This window comes from Streptomyces sp. RLA012 (genome assembly GCF_056270325.1).
The window spans coordinates 3,843,157-3,868,879 of record NZ_JBWDPA010000002.1 but is presented as its reverse complement, the minus strand read 5'-3'; the positions used below and the strand labels follow the sequence as shown (position 1 = coordinate 3,868,879).

The 25,723-nt window shown below is 72.1% G+C and carries 14 protein-coding genes; 11 read left to right on the top strand and 3 right to left on the bottom strand.

Annotation, left to right across the window (positions count from 1 at the left end):
- Positions 1-75: 75 nt before the first annotated feature.
- The 11 genes from RV986_RS17385 to fxsT (RV986_RS17335) all read left to right on the top strand — a co-directional run bounded on the left by RV986_RS17385 (position 76) and on the right by fxsT (RV986_RS17335) (position 19,465).
- On the top strand, positions 76-1,260 hold the full coding sequence (locus RV986_RS17385) for an AAA family ATPase (protein WP_475918275.1): 1,185 nt from the start codon (positions 76-78) through the stop codon (positions 1,258-1,260).
- 7 nt (positions 1,261-1,267) lie between these two features.
- Positions 1,268-4,747 carry an SAV_2336 N-terminal domain-related protein gene (locus RV986_RS17380; protein WP_475918274.1) on the top strand — a complete coding sequence of 1,160 codons (3,480 nt, stop codon included), beginning with the start codon at positions 1,268-1,270 and terminating at the stop codon, positions 4,745-4,747.
- Between the two features lie 65 nt (positions 4,748-4,812).
- Positions 4,813-4,995: an FxSxx-COOH cyclophane-containing RiPP peptide gene (gene fxsA, locus RV986_RS17375; protein ID WP_475918273.1), complete on the top strand. Its 183-nt coding sequence runs from the start codon at positions 4,813-4,815 to the stop codon at positions 4,993-4,995.
- 361 nt (positions 4,996-5,356) lie between these two features.
- Positions 5,357-6,538 (top strand): FxsB family cyclophane-forming radical SAM/SPASM peptide maturase, encoded by a 1,182-nt coding sequence (locus RV986_RS17370; RefSeq protein ID WP_475924310.1) that lies wholly within the window; start codon positions 5,357-5,359, stop codon positions 6,536-6,538.
- Complete coding sequence (locus RV986_RS17365) at positions 6,538-8,052, top strand: aKG-HExxH-type peptide beta-hydroxylase (protein WP_475924309.1); 1,515 nt, start codon at positions 6,538-6,540, stop codon at positions 8,050-8,052. The genes RV986_RS17370 and RV986_RS17365 overlap by 1 nt, the downstream gene beginning before the upstream one ends.
- A gap of 192 nt (positions 8,053-8,244) precedes the next feature.
- Positions 8,245-11,256, top strand: a complete 3,012-nt coding sequence (fxsT, locus tag RV986_RS17360) for an FxSxx-COOH system tetratricopeptide repeat protein (RefSeq protein WP_475918272.1) — start codon at positions 8,245-8,247, stop codon at positions 11,254-11,256.
- A 106-nt stretch (positions 11,257-11,362) separates the two neighbouring features.
- Positions 11,363-11,785: a CU044_2847 family protein gene (locus RV986_RS17355; protein WP_475918271.1), complete on the top strand. Its 423-nt coding sequence runs from the start codon at positions 11,363-11,365 to the stop codon at positions 11,783-11,785.
- Positions 11,782-12,726 (top strand): AAA family ATPase, encoded by a 945-nt coding sequence (locus tag RV986_RS17350; protein WP_475918270.1) that lies wholly within the window; start codon positions 11,782-11,784, stop codon positions 12,724-12,726. The genes RV986_RS17355 and RV986_RS17350 overlap by 4 nt, the downstream gene beginning before the upstream one ends.
- 7 nt (positions 12,727-12,733) lie before the next feature.
- A complete protein-coding gene (locus RV986_RS17345; protein ID WP_475918269.1) occupies positions 12,734-14,647 on the top strand; it encodes a magnesium chelatase in 1,914 nt (637 codons plus the stop codon).
- The gene (locus RV986_RS17340) at positions 14,637-15,953 is read left to right on the top strand and encodes a CHAT domain-containing protein (RefSeq protein WP_475918268.1); all 1,317 of its coding nucleotides are present in this window, start codon (positions 14,637-14,639) and stop codon (positions 15,951-15,953) included. The genes RV986_RS17345 and RV986_RS17340 overlap by 11 nt, the downstream gene beginning before the upstream one ends.
- Positions 15,954-16,483: 530 nt before the next feature.
- Positions 16,484-19,465: an FxSxx-COOH system tetratricopeptide repeat protein gene (fxsT, locus tag RV986_RS17335; protein ID WP_475924308.1), complete on the top strand. Its 2,982-nt coding sequence runs from the start codon at positions 16,484-16,486 to the stop codon at positions 19,463-19,465.
- 70 nt (positions 19,466-19,535) lie between these two features.
- Here fxsT (RV986_RS17335) and RV986_RS17330 read toward each other — a convergent pair whose 3' ends face one another.
- The 3 genes from RV986_RS17330 to RV986_RS17320 form a co-directional block, all read right to left on the bottom strand.
- On the bottom strand, positions 19,536-23,372 hold the full coding sequence (locus RV986_RS17330) for a multifunctional oxoglutarate decarboxylase/oxoglutarate dehydrogenase thiamine pyrophosphate-binding subunit/dihydrolipoyllysine-residue succinyltransferase subunit (RefSeq protein ID WP_475918267.1): 3,837 nt from the start codon (positions 23,370-23,372) through the stop codon (positions 19,536-19,538).
- A 282-nt stretch (positions 23,373-23,654) separates the two neighbouring features.
- Positions 23,655-24,758: a HAMP domain-containing sensor histidine kinase gene (locus RV986_RS17325; protein WP_475924307.1), complete on the bottom strand. Its 1,104-nt coding sequence runs from the start codon at positions 24,756-24,758 to the stop codon at positions 23,655-23,657.
- Between the two features lie 117 nt (positions 24,759-24,875).
- Positions 24,876-25,613 (bottom strand): response regulator transcription factor, encoded by a 738-nt coding sequence (locus RV986_RS17320; protein ID WP_362083054.1) that lies wholly within the window; start codon positions 25,611-25,613, stop codon positions 24,876-24,878.
- Between the last annotated feature and the right edge of the window lie 110 nt (positions 25,614-25,723).

Here is a 25,723-nt window from a genome sequence, read left to right as displayed (position 1 = left end):
CGAGGGTCGATACGGTGAGCACGATCGGCGGCTGCCATGCGGACGAGTGACGACGAGGACTGGGTGGACTGGGCAATGACCGAATCCAGCGAGTGGCTCATCTACCGAGGCGCCGGTGAACCCCACGACGGCATAGGCCGCCTCCCGGCCCCACCCCCCTGGCGCGACTTCGCGAGCCGGGACGAGGCCGGGAGGGGCGGTGCAGGGAGCGAAGCCGGCGACAGGGCCGGGGACGGCGTCGGGGACGGCGTCGGGGACGGTTCCGAGGACCGCAGGCTCGGCGCGCACCGGCATCTGGCCGAGCTGCACCGGCCGGGCGCCGAGGAACTCGAGATGATCAACGCGGCGCTCTATCTGCGCCGCCCGCTGCTCGTCACCGGCAGCCCCGGCGCGGGCAAGAGCACGCTCGCGCACTCGGTGGCGTACGAACTGGGTCTCGGCAATGTGCTGCGGTGGCCGATCGTCAGCCGGTCCACCCTCCAGGACGGCCTCTACCACTACGACGCGATCGCCCGGCTCCAGGACGTGCAGATCGCGGCGGGCGGCTCGTCCTGGACGACACCGACGACACCGACGACACCGACGACATCGACGACATCGACGACATCGGCGACGCCCCAGACGCCCCAGACGCCCGGTGTGTCCGGTACGTCTGGTACGTCCGGGGCGGTCGCTCCCGGCTCCGTCGAAGGCATCGGCAGCTACATCCGGCTCGGCCCCCTGGGCACCGCGCTGCTGCCCTCCGACACCCCGCGCGTGCTGCTCATCGACGAGCTCGACAAGAGCGACATCGACCTGCCGAACGATCTGCTCAACGTGCTGGAGGAGGGCGAGTTCGCCGTCCCCGAGCTGGAGCGCGTCGCCGACCGGCTGCCGGGCGGCGAGGCCGAGGTGCTGACCGCCGACGGCACCAAGGCGCGGGTGCGTGACGGCCGGGTGCGCTGCCGTGCCTTCCCCTTCGTGGTGCTCACCAGCAACGGCGAGCGCGACTTCCCGGCCCCGCTGATGCGCCGCTGCATCCACCTGGAGCTCGGCCGGCCCGACCACAAGCGGCTGGCCACCTTCGTACGGGCCCATCTCGGTGACGAGGCCGCACGTGCCGGGGACGACCTCATCACCCACTTCCTGGAGCGCTCCCGCAGCGAACTGGTCGCCGCCGACCAGCTGTTGAACGCCATCTACCTCACCGACGCGGCCGCCCCACCCAGCCGCGACCGCCTCGCGGACCTGCTCATCCAGCGACTCGACCGCCCGAGGTGACGAGCTGATGCCCGACGCCGCGGCGCGCCACGGTCCTGGCGCACCTCCTGTGCCCCCCGTTCCTCCCGTGCCCCCCGTTCCTCCCGTGCCCCCCGTACCCCCTGTGTCCCCTGATGGGCCCGGCTCCGGGGGGACCGGTGGCGACCTCATCGCCGAACTCGTCGCCCGGCTGCGGCAGATCGGGCTCGACCCCGACGCCGACCAGCTGTGCGACGCGCTCTGGCTGGCCCGCTGGGCGCGCCCCACGGACGGCGCCGAGGTGGTGGGGGAGGGCGGCGTGGCCGTGCCCGGTGACCTGCCCGCCGGGCGCGACTTCGCCGGGGAACGCCCGGCCGGCTCCGACACCGCACCGCCGTCGCCCGCCGAGCGGGTCGTCCCGCCGCAGGTCGCGGGGGCCGACCGGCGGGTGGCCCTGTACCCCGTGCCGCAGGACGGCGGAGCACGGACGCGCGGCCCGGGCCGTGCCACCGCGCTTCCGGTGGGGGTACCGGCCGCGCCCGCGTTCCCCTCCCCACTCGAACTCCAGCGCGCTTTGCGGCCCTTGCAGGGCTACCGGACCGCGGCGCCGCCGCTGCGCACCACCCTCGACGAGACGGCCACGGCGGAGCTGAGCGCCCGCGCCGGAGGGCTGGTACTGCCCGTCTTCCGCGGGGTGACCCGGGCCGACGCCGCGCTCCAGCTGGTGATGGACGCGTCCTCGTCGATGCGGGTGTGGGACCGGATGTTCGCCGAACTGGAGCAGGTTTTCGGCCAGTTGGGCGCCTTCTGGGACATCCAGGTCAGCCATCTGCACCAGGGCCCGGACGGCGAACCGGCGGTCAGCCGCAGCCCGGAGGCGCACGCCGCCCCGCTGCACTCCGCGGACCGGCTGAGCGATCCCACGGGCCGCCGGATCACCCTCCTGGTCAGCGACTGCGCGGGCCCGCTGTGGCACAGCGGCCACGCCCACCGGCTGCTGCACCACCTGTCCCGGCAGGGCCCCGCCGCCGTGCTTCAGCCGCTGCCGCAGCGCATGTGGAACCGCACCCGACTGCCCGTGTCGTACGGCGAGCTGACGCGGGGCGAGGGACTCGCGGGCGGGTCCGCGCTGAAGGTCCGCCTCCCGACGGGCACCCCGCCGGAGGTGCGCGCGGGCGCGCTTCCGGTGCCCGTGCTGCCGCCCGAGCCCGTGGCGCTCGGCGCCTGGGCGCGGCTGCTGTCCGGGGCCGGTGCCGGTCCGGTGCCCGGCGCGGTCGGCTGGGTGCGCCCCGATCACCAGCCGGCCGCGGCCGCCCGCCCCGGGCGCACGCTGTCCGCGCTCGAACTGGTCAGCCGCTTCCGCTCGCACGCCTCCAAGGCCGCCGGACGGCTGGCCGGCTACCTCGCGGCGGCCCCGCTCAGCCTGCCCGTGATGCAGCTCGTCCAGCGGACCATGCTCCCCGACTCCGGGCCCTCCGAACTGGCCGAGGTGCTGCTCAGCGGTCTGATCTCGCGGGCCAGGGCGGAGGAGTACGGGGCGGACGGCGCCCAGTGGTACGCGTTCGCGCCCGGCGTGCAGGAGGCGCTCCTGTCGCCGCTGGGGCGGGACGAGGCCATGCTCGTGCTCAAGCACTGTTCCGAGTACATCGAGCAGCGCTTCGGCAAGGGCGGCCCCAACTTCCCCGCCCTGGCGCTCGCGCAGCTCGGAGACGGCGGTTCCGGGCGCCCGTACGCGCCCGCCGCCCACCCCGGCGAGAACGGCGAGAACGGGGAGAACGGGGTGAACGGCGACCACGGCGGCGCCCCCATGGTCCCGCAGCCCTTCGCCGAGGTCGCCGCGCGCGTTTTGGAGCGCTTCATGCCGCTGCCGGAGCAGTTCGCGCTGCTCGGCGGCCGGGGACGCGCCCACCCGCGGGACGAGCGGCCCACGCACGCGGCGGTGCCGCGGGCCCGCACCCTGGTCGCACAGTTCGACACCGACGGCATGGTCCAGGACCTCATCGACGCCGTACAGCTCCTGCGCGGCGCCACCGAACACGAGCGGCCCGGGGACGCGGACCCCGAGCTGTGGGCCGAGTACGCCAACTGCCTGCTCCGCCTCTGGGAGGTGCAAGGCGGCGCGGAGCTGTTGCGGGAGGCGGAGACGGCCGCCGAGCGCGCCGTCGCGCACCCGCGCGCCCTGCGCGAGCGGGCCGTGCTGGCCCGGGTGCTGCACGCCGCCGCCACCGACCGCAGGCGCCGCGGCGACCGGCACGGCGCGCTCGATCTGCTGCGCCGCGCCGACCGCGAGTACGCCGTGGCCTGCGCGGCGCCCGACCTGGAGACCCCCGAGGCCCTGCGGCTCACCCTGGAACGGGTACGCGCGCTGGAGGCCCAGTGGCGGCTCGGCGGCGACAGCGCGCTGCTGCAGGGCGCGGTCGGCATGCTGGAGGCGTTCGCCGACGCCTGGCCCGACCGGCGTGAGCGCCCGCCCGAACTCCCCCTGGCCCACGGCCGTGTCCTGCTCCGCCTCTCCGGCGCCACGGCCGACCCGGAACAGGCCCGCCTCTACGCCGAACAGGGCGTCCATTCGCTCAGCGACGCCCTGGACCCGGGCCCCGAGCCCGCCCTCCCCCTCTCCGGCGAGCCCTCCCGCGACCGCGTCCGCGTCCGCATCCTCCTCGACCTCGTCGACGCCCTCCTGAAGTCGGGCAGCTCGCTGGACGAGGCCCAGGCCCGGGTCGACGAGGCCCTCGGGCTCACCCGTGAGCAGGGGCTGCGCGCCTCGCTGTGGGTGCGCGCCGGGCGCATCCGGGTGGCGCGCTACGACGAGACGGGCGACCCGCGCGAGCTCCAGGGGGCCGCGGACCACTTCGAGCGGGCCGCACGCGGGGTGCCCCGGGACGCGCCCGCGCACGCCGATGTCCTCGCCGAATGGGGCGAGGTGCTGCTGCGCCGGGCGATGCTGCACAACGGTGCCGCCACACGCGAGGCGCTGTCCCGGGCGATCAGGGTGCTGCGCGACTGCCGCACCGAGACCCCGGCGGGCAGCGGGGAGCTGGCCCACCGTCTGCTGCTGCTCGGCAGGGCGCTGATGCTGCGCCATCGGACCCGGGGTGACCGGGTGGACCTGCGTGAGGCCGAGCACCTGTTCGGGCTCGCCGCCGCCGAGGCGACCGAGGCGGGCGATCCGCTGCTGGCCGCCCACTGCTTCCTCGAACTGGGCCAGGCCCAGTTCGAGGCGTACCGCAGCCTGGGCCGGCCCGCGCGGCTGGACGAGGCCGTCGACGCCTTCCGCGGCGCCACGGAGGCGGCACGCGAGGCGGAGGAAGCGGCCGAAACCGACCGGCGGCGTCAGGAAGCCGTGGAGTTGGGGGCGCAGGCGCACCACTGGCGGGGTATGTCCTATCAGGCGGCGGCACGCCCGCGCGCCGCGCGCGAGGCCTATCGGGCGGCGCGGGCGGAGTGGTCGCGGCTGCCGGAGGACGCGGTGGCCACGGGGGAGCCGACGGCTCGGCAGACGGTGGAACGGCTGGCCGAGCTGGAGTGAGCACGGGCCGGTCGACGGAGAAGCAGAAGTCGACGTAGAAGGCGAGAGGGAGAGAGGGGGAGGGCATGGGCGTACCGGATCAGGGCGAGGTGCCGGCTGCCGAGGAGCGGCTTCCGGACCTGCTGGGGCTGGACCTCACGGACCTGCGGACGATTCGGCATCCGGTCCTGGAGGAGGTACTGGAGGAACTCAGGGAGCGGGCGGGGCAGCCGAGCGAGATGTTGTGGGGGTTCAACAACGCCTTCTGAGAGAAACGGGCCGGACAGGAGCCAGGACAACGCCGGGGCAGAGCCTGGACGGAGCCGGGGACGGAACCAGGGCGGAACCAGGACGGAAACAGGACGGAAACAGAACAGAACCAGAAGAGGGGCGGTCAATTTGCTTCCACGGGGGGACAGTTCCGGTCCGTCCCGCGGTTGAACCGGACAACTTCGATCGTTCCGCGTTTGCAAGGTGAGCCCGTCAGGGAATGCGGCCCCGTACGGCAGGGGGCCGTGGTGCGGAACCGCGGGCCGTACGGCATGGGGGTGCGGAGTGTCTGACGAGGCGACCTCCGTCCGGCCTCCCGATCCGGACGCTGTACGGTCCGGGACGCCCGAACCCGCCCCCGTGCTCTCCGGGCCCCCGGGGCACCCCGGACCGCCCTTCCCTTTTCGGCAGTTCATCGTCAAGGTGCACGGCCGGTGCAACCTCGCCTGCCGCTACTGCTACCTCTACGAGGGCCCCGACCGCACCTGGCGCGCCCGCCCCGCCGCCGCTCCGCCGGACGTCCTGACCCGTACGGCGGACCGCGTCGCCGAACACGCCCGTACCCACCGTCTGACGGCCCTCTCCCTGGTCCTGCACGGCGGCGAACCCCTGCTCGCCGGTGTGGACACCCTCGCCCGCTTCACCGATCGCGTACGGGACCTGGTCCCCGCCCCCTGTGCCGTCCATGCCACCGTCCAGACCAACGCCACCCTGCTCACCGAGCGGCGGCTCGCGGCCCTGGCCCGGCACGACATCCGTGTCGGCATCAGCCTCGACGGCGGCTCGGCCCGCCACAACGCGCTGCGGGTGGACCACGCGGGACGCGCCTCCTGGCCCGCCGCCGCGCGCGGCGCCCGCCTGATCGCCGACCGCTTTCCCGAGGCGTACGCAGGGATCCTCACGGTCGTCGATCCGACGACGGACCCGGTCGAGACGTACGAGTCCCTGCTCGCCCTGCGTCCACCGGCCCTCGACCTGCTGCTGCCGCACGGCAACTGGTCGTCCCCGCCCCCGAGTTGGGACCGGACGGGGGTCCCGTACGGCGACTGGCTGTGCGCCTTCTTCGACCGCTGGTGGGGTGCCGGACGGCGGGAGACCCGGGTGCGGCTCTTCGAGGAGTGCATCGCCCTGCTGCTCGGGCTGCCCGCCGCGACGGAGTCGCTGGGCCTTGCCCCGTTCGACGCCGTGGTCGTGGAGACGGACGGCTCGATCGAGCAGGTGGACTCCCTGAAGTCCTGCTACGAGGGGGCCGCGGCGACCGGCCTCGACGTCTTCCGGCACACCTTCGACGAGGCACTGCGCCACCCCGGCGTCGCGGCCCGGCAGGCGGGCGTCGCCGCGCTGGCGGCGCGCTGCCGGGCCTGCCCGCTGCTCGCCGTCTGCGGCGGCGGACACTACGCGCATCGATACCGGGCCGGGGAAGGCTTCGCCAACCCGTCCGTCTACTGCGGTGACCTGCAGCGATTCATCCGCCATGTGGCACGGAGGCTCTCCGTGGACGCCGTGCCCGCAGCCGCCTCCCGCGAAGGGGGTGTCCTGTGATCCTGCCGGTGGTCCCGCAACGAGCCCTGGAAGAACTCGGTCGCACCGAAGGCGGCCCCGAGACCCTGGGGCTCCTGGTACGCGATCAGCACACCCGGCGGCTGCTCCTGCTGCGCGCGGTGCTCGACGCCGTCGAGGCGGCCGATCCCGCGGTCTGCCCTGCCGATGCCAAGGCCCGGCTGCGGGAGGACTGGGCGTTGCTGGAGGAGGCGGACCGGGAGACGGCGCGCGGCCGGTCGGTGACCTCGCGGTACCCCGGACCGGGAGCGACGGGCTCCGCCGACGGAGTCCGGGCGGCGGGTTGCGTCGCGGCCGCGGGGCCCGCGCCGTCACCGGTCCGCGCCCTCCTCCTGCATCCCCTGGTCGGACCGTGGGCCCGGCACTGTCTGCGTGGGCTTGCCGCGGGCGGCGGACCGGGCGCGGAGCGGGACACGCGCGAACTGGGCCAGGACCTCGCCCACTTCAGCACCCTCGCCGTGGTGGCCGCCGCCCGCGCCGGGGTCTCCTGCACGGTACGACTGCTCCCGCGCGACGGAGTGCTCACGCTGCCCTCTCTCGGCGCACTGCGCACGACCGCCCCCGGCAACTCCCCGGTCGACGTCCTCCACCGCCACCGGAGCTTGACACTGCGTCGACCTGGGGAGAAGGACGTCGTCGTACGCCTGCAGAGCGGCATCGGCGCCTGGTCCGACGACGCCGCCTGGACGCCCGCGCACGCGCTGCCCGGTCTGCTGCCCGGCTCCGCGCCCGTACCACTGGACGACCTCGACCCCTACCGCACCGCACGCGGCGCCCCCGGCCACCACACGCTGAGCGGCCCGGTCAGTCTCGACGACGCCGAGCGCAAGCGCTGGCTGCAGTCCTGGTCGGGCGTCGCGTCCGAGCTGCGGCTCGGTGGCGAGTACCGCGTCACGGAGGCTGCAGACCTGCTGCGCTGTCTGGTCCCGCTGTCCGCGCCGCCCGGCTCGCCCCCCGGCGGCCGCACCACCGGCAGTTGCAGTGGCACCCGGCGCGAGGCCTTCGGCGCCGTTCTCAGCAGCACCCCGCCCAGCCCCACCGTCTTCGCGGCCACCCTGGTGCACGAACTGCAGCACACCAAACTCGCCGCGCTGAGCGACATGCTGACCCTCCATCACGCCGGACCGCAGGCACGTTACTTCGCACCCTGGCGTCCCGATCCGCGTCCGTACGACGGATTGCTGCAAGGCGCCTACTCCCACCTCGCCCTGGCGGACTTCTTCCAGCGCCGCGCGCTGGCCGGCACGCACCCGGCCGACCGCGACTCCGCCTGGGCCCAGCACGCGCGCTATCGGGAGCAGGTCGGCGCCGTACTGCCGGCCCTCGTCGGGTCGGGCGATCTCACCCCACGCGGGCGCCGGTTCGTCGACCAGATGGTCCTGGTGTACGAACGGCTGGCGGAGCATCCGGCGCCCCGCGGGCAGGCGGCCCGTGCTCAGGCGTACGTCCAGGCGGCCCGCGCGCTCTGGACGCAGCGTCACGCCCCCACGGATTGAGCCATGTGCCGCCGAACGAGCCATGCCGCCGCAGAATGCTCCGGGATCCCGGACGCGGGACGATCATTGCGTCAAGATCGTCGCTTGAAAGGGAACCGTGCGGAAACCGTGGAGCAAGCGACTGGTATCTCGTCAGCGCCCTATCGCGGGACCTCGCCCAGGTTCTAAAATCACGCGCGGGGAGGCCGCTGCATGTCTGGAGCTCTTACGCCGGTCGGGCCAACCGAGAGGGGGGCCGCGAGGCAGACCGTCACGATCAGCTTCGCCGGTTTCAACCGGGCCTGGGCGGCCTGGATCGGGGACCGTCTGAAGCGGCGCGGCCTGCGCGTCCACTTTCTGCTGTGGGAGTCTCCGGCCGAGGTTCCCCTCGTGGACCTGTTGCGTGACCTGAAACTCGCCGAGGGCCGGATCCTGGTCGTCGTCAGCGAGTGGTATTTCCAGCTGGGTCCGCGCACCCACGAGGAGTGGAACGCGGCCCTGCGCGAGGTCGTGGTTCCCGACCCGACCCGTTTCGCGGCCGTCTCGGTCACTTCGGCCTCGGTGCCCAGCGCCGCCGCGGTGTTCGCCGCCGTCGACCTGACCAACGTGGGTGCCGACGAGGCCGAGCGGCGTGTCCTGGAACGCCTCGACCTGCCCGCCGACCCACTGCCGAACTCTGCGGACGGCGCCCGGCGCGGCCCCCGTTTCCCGGCGGCCATGCCCGAGGTGTGGGGCGGCGTACCGCGGCGCAACACCCGCTTCACCGGCCGCGAGCGGCTGCTGAGCGAGGCCTACCACCTGCTCCAGGGCGCCGAGGCCGGCGCCGGTGTCGTCACCCTGCACGGCATGCCGGGGGTGGGCAAGACACAGTTCGCCGCCGAGTACGTGTACCGGTTCGGGTCCGAGTACGACGTGGTGTGGTGGGTGAACGCGGAGAAGCGGGTCACCTACCGCCGCCGACTGGCGGAGCTGGCACCGCAGTTGGGACTGTCGACGGGCGCGGAGTACGGCGAGCGGCTGCGCGCGGTCCGGGACTCGCTGCGGCGCGGTGAGCCGTACTCCCGCTGGCTGCTGATCCTGGACGGTGCGGACGAACCCGACCAGATCTGGGACCTCGTACCGACCGGCCCCGGCCATGTCCTGATCACCTCCCGCAACCCCGAGTGGAGCGAGCACAACAGCAAGCTGCTGGAGGTGCCGGTCTACGCGCGCGACGAGTCGGTGGCCTTCATCCGCCGCAGGGCACCCCGGCTCACCGACGCCGAGGCCGACCAGTTGGCCGACGCCCTGGAGGACCTTCCCCTTCTCCTCGACCAGACGGCGGGCTGGCTCAACGACTCCGACCTCTCCGTGCAGGACTACATCGCCCTTCTGGACGGCGGTATCGACGGGGATGTCGTCAAGGTGTCCGCGGACTTCCCGGTCGCCTTCCAGACCGCCTGGTCGATACTGCTGAACAAGCTCCGCGACACCGTCCCGGAGTCCGTGGACCTGCTGCGCCTGTGTACCTTCTTCGCGCCCGGCTTCATCCCCGTACGCCTCCTCAGGGAGATGCCGCACGACGAGTTGCCCGAACAGATCGTGGGGCTCCTCAACGACCCGCTGCTGTGGAACAAGGCGATCAACCAGCTCCGCCAGTACTCGGTCGTGCGTCTGGAGTCCCACGAGACGGGCATGGACGAGACCGCGTCCTCCGGCGAGTCTCTCTATCTGCACCGCATGGTCCATCAGATCGTCCACAAGGACATGCCGGACGAGGATCACCGCGAGTTCGTCGACGTGGTGCGGCGGGCCCTGGCCGCGGCCGATCCGCGTCGTCCCACGGACACCCGGCTGTGGCCCGGATACGCGGAGATCGTGCCGCACCTGAAGTACGCGGACGTACTGCAGAGCAAGGACCCCGCCGTACAGGGGCTGGTCTTCAACTGCCTTCGCTACATGTACCTCTCGGGCGAGTACAACGCGGGCATCAAGCTCGGCGAACGCGCCATGGAGGCATGGAAGGCACTGCTCGGTGAGAACCACCCCCGGGTCTGGGAGCTGACCCACCACTACGCGAACCTGCTGCGCAAGGTCGGCGACTACCAGCGCACCGAGGCCATCGAACGCGCCGCCGTCGAGCACCTGCGCGAGGAACGTGGCCCCCAGGACCTGGAACACCTGCGCGCCGCCATGGGCCTCGCCGCCGACCTGCGCGGCCTCGCCCGCTACGACGAGGCGCTGGAACTCTCCCAGTGGATCTTCACCGCCTACCGCGACCTCCTCGGCGACGCCGACTCGCGCACCCTGGGAGCCCAGAACAACCTCGCGGTGTCCCTGCGGCTGCTCGGCCGCTTCGAAGAGGCCCTGCGTATCGACCGGCAGACCATGGAGTCACGCGGGCAGCTGTTGCGCGGACGGCATCCCTGGACGCTCAGTTCGCAGATCTCGTACGCGACGGATCTGCGCCTCCTGGGCCGCTACGCCGAGGCGGAGTCCATCCAGGCGGAGAGCGTGCGCGAACACCGCATCGTCATGGGGCTCGACCACCCGCAGACCCTGGACGCCGAACACAACCTGGCCCAGTGCCAGTACCGCAGCGGCGACCGCCGGGCCGCGGGTCCGCTGTTCGCCCGGGTGCTGGAGCGCGGTGAGCGGGTGCTGGGCGAGACGCACCCGGACATGCTGAGGTACGCGGCCATCACAAGCTGTTTCGTGCGCGAGCACGGCGACATCGACCAGGCGCGGGAGATCGGCGAGTCCGCCCTCGCCCGCTACGAGGTGATGCTCGCCGAGGGGCACCCCTACATCGCCGGAGTCCGGGCCAACCACGCCCTGGTCCTGCGCAGCGTCGGCGAACGCGACCAAGCCCACGTCGTGAGCGAGGAAGCGCTGGCCGACATGACCGCGGCCGTCGGCGAGAACCACCCCTGGACGCTCGGCTGCGCCATCAACGCCGCCGCCCTGCGCAACCTCATCGGCGACCCCGAGTCGGCCGCCACGCTCAGCCAGGACACGGTCACCCGGGCCATCGAGACCCTGGGGCGCACCCATCCGCTCACCCTCTCGGCCCGTATCGCCCTCGCCGCCGACCTGCGTGGACTGCGGGACGGCCGGCAGGCAGAGAAGGTCGAACAGGAAGCCCTCACCGACCTGGTCGGCACGCTGGGCCCCCAGCACGTCCACACCATTTCGGCCCGCTCCCGAAACCGCCCCTACTGGGACTTCGAGCCCATCTCGACCTGATCCCCGAGTGTCCGCCCCTGGTGCGCATAACCCCCTGTGTGCCGGGGAATGACCCTGTTCTCTCTCAACGGTCGCACAACACACGAGAGTTGGATCAGGGGGGCGTGTGGTGATCTTAGTGGGGCCTGTCCCGGCGGGCGCGGACGGGCCGATTCCCATCGAAGTCGACACCGAGCCGAGCGAGGCCGCCTCCGACGGCCTCGACCTCGTCTACGGCGACGAGGACACCCGGGACGGGGCCGCCCGGCGCGTGGTCGAGGTCGCCCGGGACGCCTACGGCGACGGACTGGACCTGGCGCGCCGCTGCGCCGTACAGGCCGTACGGAGGTTCGGTGAACTCGACGATCGGCTGCGGCCCGACGAGATCGAATTGCAGCTCTCCATCAAGGTGGACGCCGGGGTGGCCGCGCTGGTGAAGAGCGGGGCCGAGGCGCAGCTGCAGATCACCTTCAAGTGGCAGACCTCCGGTGCCGTGTCCGGCGGCGCGCCGGACGGCGCGACGGGGAGCCCGGAGGGGGCGGCCTCGTGAGCCGGGCGGCGGGTGCCGTGCGCATCCTCCCGTACAGCCGTGTGGTGGGGCAGGACGATCTCAAGCTGGCGCTGGAACTCAACCATGTCGTGCCACGGATCGGCGGTGTGCTGATGGCCGGGGCGCGGGGGACCGCCAAGTCCACCCTCGTCCGGGCCTTCGCCCTCATGGTCCATGAGGAGCTGCCCGTCACCCTTCCCATCAACGCGACCGACGACCGGGTCCTCGGCGGCTGGGAACTCGACGCGCTGATGCGCGGCGAGGCCCGGCCGCAACCCGGACTCCTGGAGGAGGCCGACGACAAGGGCCTGCTCTACGTGGACGAGGTGAACCTTCTGGACGACCACCTCGTCAACATCATCCTCGACGTCGTCTCGACGGGTGTGCTGTCCGTGCAGCGGGAGGGGCTGGCCGCCGCCAAACACCTCTCGTTCGGCCTGGTGGGCACGATGAACCCCGAGGAGGGCGGGCTGCGGCCGCAGCTGCTCGACCGCTTCGGGCTCATGGTCACCGCCACCCACCTGGACACCGAGGACCGCTGCCGGATGATCCGAACCGTGCTGGACTTCGAGGAGGAAGGCGACAAGGAGGAGTCCGGCTGGCTGACCGAGGCCCACCGGGACAACGCCGCGATCCGCGCCCGGCTGGAGAGCGCGCGGGAGCGGGTGCCGCGGACCCGGGTGCCCGACGACGTCGTCCGGCTGTGCGCGGAGGCGGCCGTACGGGTGGAGGCCGTCGGTCAGCGCGGGGAGATCGTGGCCGTCCTGGCGGCCCGCGCGGTCGCCGCGCTCGACGGCGCGGACCAGGTGGAACCCGGTCATCTGCTGCGGGTGCTGCCGCTGGCACTGCGGCACCGTCGGCCGGAGTCCGCCCACGGGGGGACCTTCGAATGGGGTCCGGGCGACCAGGCCCGGCTCAAGGACCTCTTCGACGCCGGCTGACCGCGCCATGCCCAGCGAACCGACCGGCGACAGCGAGGCACCGGACCCGCCCGCCGCGCACGAGGAACCCGACGGCCTCGCGCGGCGGCTGGTCCGCGCCCTCGTGTGCGCCGCCGTCGACCCGGCGCTGACCGGTGTCCTCCTCTTCGACCTGGAACCCCGGCTGATCACCCGGGTGGCCGGGGTGTTCGCCGACATCCTGGCGGGATCCGAGGGGCCGGCCGGGGCCCCGGTCGTGCTGGGAGCCGCCAGCCGCGACGAAGACCTGTGGGTCCGGCCCGAGCTGCACCAGGAACGGGACGGCGTCTCGTTCCGGACGCGACCCGGCCCGCTCATCGCGGCGGACGGCAGCCCCGGGCCGCCCCCGCTGATCGTGGTGCCGGACCTGACCCGGCTGAGCGTCGCCGGCATGCGCGCGGCCGTCCAGCTCCTCGGCGCCGAGGTCGCCGTGGTCGAGCACGCCGGGCTGAGCCACCAGGCCCGGCCCCGGGCACGCTGGCTGGCCGCCTGTCCATCGGCCGACGCGGGCCGGATCAGCGCCCACCTGCTGGACCGGTTCGCCCTGCGACTGCCGGCCGCGGGCCTGCGGCTGCCACCGGCCGACCAACTGCTCGAAACGGTGCCGGCCGCCTGGCTCACCGCCGCCGCCGAGAGCGCATCGCGCCCCGCCGCCCCGGCGGCCACGGTCACCGACGACGCCATCGCTCGCGTACGGGAACTCCTGGGCCCCGACGCGAGCGTCCGCAGGGAACTCGCGCTTGCGCGGCTGACCCGGACTCTCGCCACGCTGGACGGGGAGCGGACGGCCACGGCCCGCCACGGCGACGAGGCGGCACGACTGGTGGGGCTGGGCGTCACGCCCGCACCGCAGTCCGCCGATCCGGGACCCGGCCCGACCGACCCGCCGCCGTCCGCGCGGACCGGCCAGGGCTCCCAGAGCAGCGTCCCCGACCTGAGCCGACCCGCACAGGACAAGCCGCACCGCCCCCGGCCCGGCCGGCCGCTGCTGGAGACCGAGCCCGCGGAAGGCATCGGGAGCATCCCCGGCGGCGCTCCCGCCGTCCGGGCAACCCCCTACCCCGAGGACGACGCGGTGGCGCCGGGCGACTACGCCCCCCTGCGCAACCCCTGGCAGCGCACGGCCGGCCCGGCCTCGACGCGCGGCGTCGTCATCGGGACCCGGCGGGCCAGGGAGCTGCGCGACCTCGCCTATGTGCGCACCGTGCGCGAGGCCGCCGTGCACCAGCGCGTGCGCCGTACCGAACGGTTCACGGTCTCGCCCGTCGACCTGCACAGCAACGTCCGCGCCGGAGCCTCCGAACGCCTGCTCGTCCTGGTGCTCGACCACACCTGCCGCGAGGACTGGGACTGGCAGGACGCACTCACGCCCTTCCTGGAGTGGGCCTACACCGGACGGGCGGCGGCCCAGGTGATCGAGGTGGGCGGCGCGGAGGCGCCCGACGAACTGCGGGCGGAGTCCTTCGCCGCCCGCAGTGTTCTCGACCCCCGCGTCCTCGCCGCGCTGTACCGGCCCCAGGGCCGCGCCACTCCACTCGCCCACGGCATCGAACAGGCCGGGCAGACACTGCGCCGAGCGTTCCGCCAGCACGGGAACAGCCTGGTGGAGGCCTGGCTGGTCGTCGTCACCGACGGCCGCGGCAACGTACCCCTGTGGGCCAGCCACACCGGCCGGACGGCCGGTCAGGTGGGCGCCGAAGGCATCGAGGACACCTTCAAGGCCGCGGCACACATCAGCTCCATGGACAGGACACGCGTGCGCGTCGCCGTCGTCGACGCGGCCCGGCAGCCGTACGGGGACCTGCCGTTCGCGCTGGCCGACGCACTCGGCGGCACCGTGGTCGAGGGACGCGCCGCCGGGGGCCGGGCAGGAGACGGGGAAACGGGTGGCGGTGACCGGTGAGCCGCAGCGCGGTGCGCGCTGGCTGACGGGGGCGGGCTCCGCGATGCGCCGTGCCGCCCTCCCCGGTCTGCGGGCCGCGGCCCGCCGCGAACCCGCCCCCGTGCTCCCACTGCGTCACCCGCACGATCCGCCCGCCGGGATCGGCGAGGGCGCGGTCCTGCCCCACGCCCGTCTGGAGGACGGGTTCGCCGTGCTCCACGTCGTACGCGCCGAAGGGGCGGGCGGCCGACCCGCCTACCGACTGCGCGGTTGGTGCGGCGACCTCACGGTGACGTGTTCGGCCGGCCCGACCCGGCTCACCGCTCCCGCCGTCAGCCTCGGAAACGTCAGCGGCGAGGGCGAGTACCCCTCCGAGATCCTGCGCGCCATCCAGCTCTGGTCCGGCAACCAGGACGAGCTGGCCCACTGGATCAACCGGATTCGCGCCCGGCACGGTGCCGCGCTGCGTCTCATCGTCTGGGACGACACCGGATACGAACTTCCCTGGGAACTCTTCTGGATACCCGCGGACACCCGGCACGACCTGAAGGGCGGGCTGTTGGGCGCGCTGCTCGCCATGGCCCGCTGGACGACCGTGCGCGACACCGGCCAGGACCTGCCGCGCGAGAAGGGGGACTGCCACGGCCGGGTCCTCGGCTATCTCCACAAGGACATGGTCGACGACGGCAGCGTCTTCGCGCCCTACACGCACCACCTGCACCTGGAGATGACGCCCTTCCTCCAAGCACTCGACACGCCCGTCCATCGCACCGGTCTGATCTACATGGGCTGCCACGGGACCTACGGCGACACCGTCCCGCGACTCTCGCTCGGCGACCGCACCTGGGCCGAGTTCAACAGCCAGACCATGCGCGTCCTGCGCGCCGACCGCTCCCTGGTCTGTCTCAACGCCTGCCACTCCGGGCGCTTCGTCGACAACAGCGGCCAGGGCGAGGAGGCATTGCGCGGCTTCGCCGAACTCTTCCTGCGCAAAGGGGCCGGCGGCTGCATCGTCACCTCGGGGAAGGTCGGTGACCAGGAGGCCCGCGCGCTGGTCCGGCGGCTGGTCCGCGAGGTGACCGGCCACCCGAACACCCCGGTCAGTGAAACCCTGCGGTCCTTCCGGGCCCGCGCGGTCGAGGAGTTCGGCTCCCTGGCGGCCATCCCGACGATTCGCAACGATGACGGTCAGGTCGACAGGCTCGGCCAGAAACGGGTTCTGCGGCTTCTGTACGCCTTCATGTTCCACTACTACGGGCACCCGCTCACCACCCTGCGGCTCACCGGGGAGGACGAGTGGCGCACCCGAGGGGAAGGGGTGTGGTGAACGGCGACGAGCATCCCCTCCTCATCGAACCCGTCGTCGCCTGGCCGCGGCAGGCCGAGACGGAATGCGACTACCTGGTCACCGTCGACCTGCGCGGCCCGCTGTCCGCGGCGGGCGACGCCTCGCCCGCCTGGCCCTACCCGGAGGAAGAGTTCACCTTCACCGTCTCGCTCGACGGCTCCCCGTACTTCGTGTGCACGGCCCTCGACGAACCGAGCGTCGTGCTCCACCGCTTCGGCGGTACCTACGGCCCGGCCCGCTTCCGGGTGTCGACCGGCCGGCAGTCCGGGCGGGCCGCGCTGTGGCTGACCGTCAGCAACCAGTGGGGTGTGCCGGTCCGTAAGGCCGAACTGCTGTCCGAGGTCCGTACCCGGGAGTCGGGGCGGGCACCGACGGCGAAACTCGCGGAGGTGGTACGTGAACGGGCCTCCGCACCGACCCGGCTGCCGATTCCAGAGGCATCTCCCGCGCCGACACCCGAGCGCCTCCGGCGTGTTCCGACCGGGGAAAGCCCGCGCTCCGGTGAACCGCTGGAGCCGATCGGGGCGCGACTCCCGGCCCGCACCGGACGGCAGACGGTCACGATCAGCTTCGCCGCATTCGACCGGGCCTGGGCCGTCTGGATCGGGGATCTGCTGGAGCGGCACGGCCACCGCGTCTCGTACCAACGCCGCTATCCGGCGGACGACATCCTGCTCGACCAGGAGCTGCGCGATCTGCTCCTGGCACCGGGACCGGTTCTCCTGGTCATCAGCGAGTGGTATCTCGAACCCGTCCGGCGCAACCCCGAGGAGTGGGACGCGATCGTGCGCGAGGTCGTCGTTCCTCACGCGGACCGTTTCGCGACCGTCCTCGTGACGACGACCTCCCTGCCCGTCCCGCTGACCACGCTCGCCCCGGCCGACCTGCACGGCGTGCGCGCCGACGAGGCGGAGCGCCGTGTCCTGGACCGGCTCGGCCTGTCCACCGACCCGGCACCCACGACCGCGAACAGTCCCGTCCGGGGCCCGCGCTTCCCGGCGGCCCTGCCCGAGGTGTGGGGCGGCGTACCACGCCGCAACACCCGCTTCACAGGCCGCGAGCCGCTCCTCAACGACATCTATCACCTGCTGCGGGACACCGAGCGCGGGACGGGCATGGTCACGCTGCTCGGCATGTCGGGCGTGGGCAAGACACAGCTCGCCGCCGAGTACGCGCACCGGTTCCGCTCCGAGTACGACGTGGTGTGGTGGGTCGGCGCGGAGAGCCGGGTCACCTATCGGCGCCGACTGGCCGAGCTGGCACCGGAGTTGCGGCTGTCGACGGGCGAGGAGTACGGCGAGCGACTGCGCGCCGTACGGGACTCCCTGCGCCGGGGGGATCCGTACGCCCGCTGGCTGCTGATCCTGGACAGTGCGGACGAGCCCGACCAGGTCCTGGATCTCGTACCGACCGGTCCGGGCCATGTCCTGATCACCTCGCGCAATCAGGGGTGGGGCGAGCACAACAGCGGGCTGCTGGAGGTGCCGGCCTTCAGCCGCGACGAGTCGGTGGCGTTCATCCGCCACCGTGTCCCACGCCTGACCGAAGCCGAGGCGGACCGACTGGCCGTCGCCCTCTGGGATCTGCCGCTGCTGCTCGACCAGGCGGCGGGCTGGCTCAGGGACTCCGCCATGTCGGTGGAGGAGTACGTGGAACGCCTGGACACCGACCTCGCCCAGAGCCCCGCGCAGGTGTCGACCGACTTCCCGGTCGCCTTTCGGACGACATGGTCGATCCTGCTGAACAAACTCCACGAGATGGTCCCCGAGTCCGTGGACCTGCTGCGCCTGTGCACGTTCTTCGAGCCCGGCTCCATACCCGTACACCTGCTCAGAGCGATGCCGACCGAGGGGGTGCCGGAGCGGGTGACCGCATTGCTGACGGACCCGGCGCTGTGGAGTGCGGCACTCCAGCAACTGCGCCGCTATTCGGTGGTCCGCCTGGACTCCCACGAGACCGAGGGCTCGGCCTCCTACCTCGCCATGCACCGTATGGTTCACCAGATCGTCCGCGGCGACATGCCCGAGGAGGACCGCCGGGAGCTGGCCGACGTGGTCCACCGCGCCCTGGCCGCAGCCGACCCCGCCACCCCCGCGGAGACGCGCGCGTGGCCTCGCTACGCCGATATCGTCCCCCACCTGAGATACGCGGGCGTGCTGCGGAGCACCGCCCCGCCCGCCCGCAGGCTGGTGCTGAACTGCCTTCGGTACATGTACCTCTCGGGCGAGTACGGTGCGGGTGTCCGGATCGCCGAACAGGTCGTGCCCGCCTGGCAGGAGCTCCTCGACACCCACGACGTGCGGGATCTGGGCCACCATTACGCCAACCTGCTCCGGGCCTGCGGCGACTACCAGCACAGCGAGGCCGTCAGCCGGGCGGCGCTGGAGCAGCACCGAGAGGTACACGGCGCCTCGGACCCCGAGTATCTGCGTGCCGCGGGCAGCCTCGCCGCCGACCTGCGGGCGCTCGCCCGCTACGAGGAGGCACTGGCCCTGTCCCGGGAGGTCTGCGACGGCTATGCCCGGCTCCTCGGCGCGGCCGCTCCGAGGACGTTGGCGGCGCAGAACAACATGGCGGTCTCGCAGCGACTGCTCGGCCGCTACCTGGAGGCCATGGACATCGACCGGGAGACGCTCACCGCCCGTCGGGAGATCCTGGGACCCCGGGATGTGTGGACGCTCTACTCGGAGATCTTCTGCGCGACCGATCTGCGTCTGCTGGGCCGGTACCGGGAAGCCGCGTCGCTCCAGGAGACGAGCGCACGTCTGCACCGTGAAGTCCTGGGCCCGGACCATCGCCAGACGCTCCACGCCGAGTACAACCTGGCGCAGTGCTGGAACCAGGTCGGCGACGACGGGGCAGCGGGGGCGCAGTTGGTCAGGGTCCTCGACCGGGGCGAGCGTGTCCTGGGCGAGCACGATTCCCAGACGCTGATCTTCGCGGCCGGCTACAGCTGCTTCGCCCGCGACCACGGCGACATCGACCAGGCACGCGAGCTGAGCGAGTCGGTCGTCGCCCGTTACGAGGCGATGCTCCCGCAAGGCCACCCCTACGCCGCCGGAGCCCGTGCCAACCATGCCCTGATCCTGCGCCACGTCGGCGAGCGCGAGCAGGCGCGTGTCCTTGCCGAGCAGTCCCTCGCCGACATGACCCTGGCTGTCGGCGAGCGGCACCCCTGGACGCTCGGCTGCGCCCTCAACGCCTCCGCGTTGCGCGACCTCGCCGGGGACGCGGAGTCCGCCGCCGCGCTCACCCGTGACACGGTCGCCCGCGCCACCGAGGTCCTCGGCCGCAGCCACCCCCTGACCCTGTCCGCCCGTATCGCGCTCGCCGCCGATCTGCGGGCGCTGGGGGACCGTCAACAGGCGGCGAAGACCGAGCAGGAGACGCTGGCGGAGCTGGCCGCCACGCTGGGACCCCAGCATGTGCACACCGTTTCGGCCCGTTCCCGTACCCGGCCGCACTGGGACTTCGAACCCCAGACGACCTGAGGGAAGCCGACGGGCCCGGTCCCGAGTCCGAAGACTCGGGGCCGGGCCCCTTCGTGCGTGCGCCCGAGACCTACGCCTCGAACACCTCTCGTACCAGCTGCTCCTGCTCGGCCTGGTGCCGCTTCGCCGAGCCCACGGCCGGGGACGAGCCGGCCGGGCGGGAGATGCGGCGCAGCCGCTCGGCGCCCGGGATGTCGGCGCCGACGGCCAGGTCCAGGTGGTCGATCAGGTTGAGGGCGATGAAGGGCCACGCGCCCTGGTTCGCCGGCTCCTCCTGGGCCCACAGGTACTTCTCGGCGTTCGGGTACTTGGCGATCTCCGCCTGGAGCTCCGCACCCGCGAGGGGGTACAGGCGCTCGATGCGGATGATGGCCGTGTCCGTGACGCCGCGCTTCTTCCGCTCGGCCTCAAGGTCGTAGTACAGCTTGCCGGCGCAGAAGACGACCTTGCGGACCGCCGCGGCGTCGACCGAGTCGTCGCCGATGACGGGGCGGAAGGCGCCCGTGGTGAACTCCTCCGTCTTCGACGCGGCGGCCTTGAGGCGCAGCATCGACTTCGGGGTGAAGACCACCAGCGGCTTGTGGTGCGGGTTGTGCACCTGCCACCGCAGGAGGTGGAAGTAGTTCGACGGGAGCGTCGGCTGGGCGACCGTCATGTTGTTCTGGGCGCAGAGCTGGAGGAACCGCTCGATACGGGCGGACGAGTGGTCCGGGCCCTGGCCCTCGTAACCGTGCGGGAGCAGGAGGGTGACGCCGGACGTCTGGCCCCACTTCTGCTCCGCGGCCGAGATGTACTCGTCCACGACCGTCTGCGCGCCGTTGACGAAGTCGCCGAACTGCGCCTCCCACATCACGAGGGCGTCCGGGCGGGCCAGCGAGTAGCCGTACTCGAAGCCCATGACCGCGTACTCGGAGAGCAGGGAGTCGTAGACGTTGTAGCGGGCCTGGTCGTCGGAGAGGTACTGCAGCGGGGTGAAGTCCTCGCCCGTGACCCGGTCGATCAGGACCGCGTGGCGCTGGCCGAAGGTGCCGCGGCGGGAGTCCTGGCCCGACAGCCGGACCGGGGTGCCCTCCAGGAGCAGCGAGCCGATCGCGAGGGTCTCGCCCATGCCCCAGTCGATCGTGTCGTCCTCGATCATCGCCGCCCGGCGCTGCAGCTGCGGGAGCAGCCGCGGGTGCACGGTGACGTGGTCGGGGATGTTGACCTGGGACTCGGCGATCCGCTTGACGATCTCCTGGGAGACCGCGGTCTGCACGGCCACCGGGAACTGCGCCTGCGGGTCCGTGATCTGCACCTCGGGGGCCTGCGAGACGGCCTCGCGGACCTCGGTGAAGACCTTCTCCAGCTGACCCTGGAAGTCCTGCAGAGCCTGCTCGGCCTCTTCGAGGGTGATGTCGCCGCGGCCGATCAGGGACTCGGTGTAGAGCTTGCGCACCGAGCGCTTCTTGTCGATCAGGTCGTACATCAGCGGCTGCGTGAACGCCGGGTTGTCGGACTCGTTGTGCCCGCGGCGGCGGTAGCAGATGAGGTCGATCACGACGTCCTTGTTGAACGCCTGACGGAACTCGAAGGCCAGCCGCGCGACACGGACGACGGCCTCGGGGTCGTCGCCGTTCACATGGAAGATCGGGGCCTCGATCATGCGGGCCACGTCGGTGGCGTACATGGAGGAGCGCGACGACTCGGGAGCCGCCGTGAAGCCGACCTGGTTGTTGATGACGATGTGGACCGTGCCGCCGGTGCGGTAACCGCGCAGCTGCGACATGTTCAGCGTCTCGGCGACCACACCCTGGCCCGCGAAGGCCGCGTCACCGTGCAGGGCGATCGGCAGGACCGTGAAGTCCGTGCCGCCCTTGTTGATGATGTCCTGCTTGGCGCGGGCGATGCCCTCGATGATCGGGTCGACCGTCTCCAGGTGGGACGGGTTCGCGGCCAGCGAGACCTTGATCTGCTCGCCGTCCAGGCCCGTGAAGGTGCCGCCGGCGCCCAGGTGGTACTTCACGTCGCCGGAGCCGTGCATCGACTTCGGGTCGAGGTTGCCCTCGAACTCGCGGAAGATCTGCGCGTACGACTTGCCGACGATGTTGGCGAGGACGTTCAGACGGCCGCGGTGGGCCATGCCGATGACGACCTCGTCGAGGCGGGACTCGGCGGCCGAGTCGATCACCGCGTCGAGCAGCGGGATGACGGACTCGCCGCCCTCCAGGGAGAAGCGCTTCTGGCCGACGTACTTCGTCTGCAGGAAGGTCTCGAAGGCCTCCGCCGCGTTCAGACGGCGCAGGATGCGCAGCTGCTCCTCGCGCTCCGGCTTGGTGTGCGAGCGCTCGATGCGGTCCTGGATCCACTTGCGCTGCTTGGGGTCCTGGATGTGCATGAACTCGATGCCGGTGGTGCGGCAGTACGAGTCGCGCAGCACGCCGAGGATGTCGCGCAGCTTCATCAGGGACTTGCCGGCGAAACCGCCGACCGCGAACTCGCGCTCCAGGTCCCACAGGGTGAGGCCGTGCTCGGTGATGTCCAGGTCGGGGTGCTTGCGCTGGCGGTACTCCAGCGGGTCGGTGTCGGCCATGACGTGGCCGCGGACCCGGTAGGAGTGGATCAGCTCGAAGACCCGGGCGGCCTTCGTGACGTCGTCGTCGTGGCTGGCGTCGATGTCCTTGAGCCAGCGGACCGGCTCGTAGGGGATGCGCAGGGCCTCGAAGATCTCGTCGAAGAAGCCGTTCTCGCCGAGCAGGAGGTTCGCGACGTTCCTGAGGAACTCGCCGGAGGCGGCGCCCTGGATCACCCGGTGGTCGTAGGTCGACGTGAGCGTCATGACCTTCGAGATGCCGAGCTTGTTCAGGGTGTCCTGGGAGGTGCCCTGGAACTCCGCCGGGTAGTCCATGGAGCCGACGCCCATGATGACCGACTGGCCGGGCATCAGACGCGGCACGGAGTGGACGGTGCCGAGGCCGCCGGGGTTGGTCAGGGAGACCGTGACACCGGTGAAGTCGTCCATCGTCAGCTTGCCGTCACGGGCGCGGCGGACGATGTCCTCGTAGGCCTGCCAGAACTCGAAGAAGTTCAGCGTCTCGGCCTTCTTGATGCCGGCGACGACGAGCTGGCGGTCGCCGTTCGGCTTCACCAGGTCGATGGCGAGGCCGAAGTTGACGTGCGCGGGCCTGACGAGGGTGGGCTTCCCGTCCTTCTCCGCGTAGTGCCAGTTCATCGACGGCATGGCCTTGATGGCCTGCACCATCGCGTAGCCGATCAGGTGCGTGAAGGAGATCTTCCCGCCCCGGGCCCGCTTCAGGTGGTTGTTGATGACGATGCGGTTGTCGAAGAGCAGCTTCACCGGGACCGCGCGCACGGACGTGGCCGTGGGCAGGTCCAGGGAGGCGTTCATGTTCTTCGCGACGGCACCGGCAGGGCCACGCAGCGTGACGTACTCGGGACCCCCGGGGGCCTCGGTCACGGGCGCCGCCTTCGGCGGGGCGGCGGCCGGAGCGGCCTTCGCGGGAGCCGGGGCGGCGGCAGCGGGCTTCGCGGCCGGAGCGGCCGCCGGGACAGCCGCGGGAGCGGCGGCCGGGGCGGGCGCAGGAGCAGCGGGAGCGGCCTGGACCGGGGCTGCGGGCGCCGTGGGCGCGGCAGGGGCCGCCGGAGCGGCAGGCGCGGTCTGAACCGCCGTGGTGGTCCCTGCGGCCCCCGCGGCCGCAGTACCCGCCGGAGCCGAGGCGGCTGGCGCCCCGGGCTTGTAATCGGCGAAGAAGTCCCACCAGGCTCGGTCTACCGAATTCGGGTCCTGGAGGTACTGCTGATAGATCTCGTCGACGAGCCATTCGTTCGCACCGAACGCGGCCGCGGGGTTCTTCCCGACGGCTTGGTCATCGGTCGAGATGCTCGAGTTACTGGGGGACTGTGGCGACACGGCGGCAACCGCCCTCTTCCGCTTCACAAGGTGATGGACAGCGGGAATCAAGGCTACGCCCCCATGGCCGAGAAGGTCAGGCCGGGCCGGTCCAACGTCGCGTAAGTCACATCGGGAAGCGTGTTTCAGGGAAGGAAATGGCGGGAAACAAGCGGGGTTTCGGTCCGGAACGGGTACGGAAATCGAGGGTCGCGGCACGACTCACGCGGCCCTCTGCCTGATCACACGTGTCCACGAGCACGGAACAGTGATGGATCTTGTGGCTCCGGTTCGAACTTTACGTCAACTTGGCAGAGATGGAAGCCCTGGAAGGATGACCTGGATCCGGCAGCCCCGCTGGGATTCGGCCACGCCGATCCGCCCGCCGTGCAGATCGACCGCCCAGCGGGCGATGGCGAGCCCGAGGCCCGTACCGCCGTCGCTGCCCGGGCCGTGCGGCGAGGGCACCCCGCCGCGGTTGAAGCGCTCGAAGACGCGGTGCCACTCCGACTGCGGAATGCCGGGGCCCTCGTCCAGGATCTCCAGGGCCAGCGACTCCGGGAGGTCGCCCCGCCGCGCCTTCACCGTCACCCGGCCGTGCGGCGGGCTGTGCTTGACCGCGTTGTCGATGAGGTTCGCCACGACCTGGTGGATCCGCTCCGGGTCCGCGTGCGCGGTCAGCTCCGGCGGGGACACGTCGAGGTGCAGATGGACGTCCGTACGGGTGTGACTGCCGGAGCCCGAGGCGATGCCCGCGCGCGCGGAGGCGACCATGTTGGCCTCCTTGAGCACGCCGGAGAGGTACGGCCACACCTCGAAACGCCGCAGACGGAGAGGGACGACCCCGTTGTCCAGCCTGGAGAGGTCCAGGAGCGTCTCGACCAGCCGGCCCAGCCGCTCCGTCTGCTTCAGGGCCGTACGCATCGTCTCGGGGTCGGCGGCGGAGACGCCGTCCACGACGTTCTCCAGGACCGCGCGCAGGCCCGCGATGGGGGTGCGCAGCTCGTGCGAGACATTCGCCACGAGCTCCTTGCGCTGGCGGTCCTGGGCCTCCAGCTCGTCGGCCATCAGGTTGATCGTCTGGGCCAGGTCGCCCAGCTCGTCCCGCCGGTCGTCACGGACCCGGCGGGTGTAGTCGCCGTGCGAGATGGAGCGGGCGACCGCGTTCATCTCGTCCAGCGGCGCGGTGAGCGAATGGGCCACGAACTGCGTTATCAGGAGTGTGGCGATCATCGAGAAGACCGTGATGAAGCGCAGCTCCGTCTTGGTGTGCACCGCGATCATCGACAGACCCGTGGTGATGAGCACGGAGATGACCACCAGCGCGCCCAGCTTGGTCTTGATCGAGAAGGGACGCACGGAGCCCCAGGACCCCTCACCGCGGCCCGGATCGCCCGAACCGCTCACGACGCCCTGACCGCTCACGACGCCCGTGGTCCTGCCCGCTTCACCCAGCCCGCTCATGACATCAGCCCCCTACATGAGGTCCCCACGCGAGGTCCCTGGTCCCTTGGGAGGCCCGGCTCAGGGAGTCGGGGTCTCCAGCGCGTAACCCACGCCGTGGACGGTGCGGATCCGCTCCGCGCCGATCTTCCGGCGCAGCGCCTTGATGTGGCTGTCCACGGTCCGGGTGCCCGATGCGTCCGCCCAGTCCCAGACCTCGGCCAGCAGCTGCTCGCGGGAGAGTACCGCGCGCGGCGTGTTGGCCAGACAGACCAGGAGGTCGAATTCGGTGGGCGTGAGGTGCACGTCCTCCGAACGCACCCGTACCCGGCGCTGCGCGTGATCGATCTCCAGCTCGCCGAGGCGCAGGATCCCGGTGCGCGGCGTCGAGGCGGCCACCACGGCCCGCTCGACCCGGCGCAGCAGGACGTGCACGCGCGCGGCCAGCTCGCGCATCGAGAACGGCTTCGTCATGTAGTCGTCGGCGCCGACGCCGAGCCCGACCAGCATGTCGGTCTCGTCGTCGCGCGCGGTGAGCATCAGCACCGGCACCGGGCGCTGGGCCTGCACGCGCCGGCAGACCTCCAGGCCGTCGAAGCCGGGCAGCATGATGTCGAGGATCAGCAGGTCCGGCTGCCAGGCCTCTGCTGTGTCGACGGCGGCCGGTCCGTCGCCCGCGGTTTGCACGAGGAACCCCTCGGCTCGCAGGCGGGCCGCGATGGCGTCGACGATCGTCGGGTCGTCCTCGACCACCAGCACCCGGCGCTGAGCGCCCGGCGTCGCCGCCGTGCCGTTGTGGGATGTGTGGGTCTGCTCCATCGCCCGCCCCTGAAGTGTGCTTTCCGGAATCCGTGGGGTGATCCCATGACTGCGCTTGACGCTTGAATGATCTGCGTCAGGCAAGCAGGGTACGGGCAGTCCCCTTCGCT

Excerpts from the sequence above, each read along its gene's own strand:
- fxsA (WP_475918273.1), top strand. The coding sequence starts at position 4,813 with ATGGGCGTACCGGATCAGGGCGAGGTGCCGGCTGCCGAGGAGCGGCTT.
- fxsT (WP_475918272.1), top strand. The coding sequence starts at position 8,245 with ATGTCTGGAGCTCTTACGCCGGTCGGGCCAACCGAGAGGGGGGCCGCG.
- RV986_RS17380 (WP_475918274.1), top strand. The coding sequence starts at position 1,268 with ATGCCCGACGCCGCGGCGCGCCACGGTCCTGGCGCACCTCCTGTGCCC.
- RV986_RS17345 (WP_475918269.1), top strand. The coding sequence starts at position 12,734 with ATGCCCAGCGAACCGACCGGCGACAGCGAGGCACCGGACCCGCCCGCC.
- RV986_RS17385 (WP_475918275.1), top strand. The coding sequence starts at position 76 with ATGACCGAATCCAGCGAGTGGCTCATCTACCGAGGCGCCGGTGAACCC.
- RV986_RS17320 (WP_362083054.1), bottom strand. The coding sequence starts at position 25,613 with ATGGAGCAGACCCACACATCCCACAACGGCACGGCGGCGACGCCGGGC.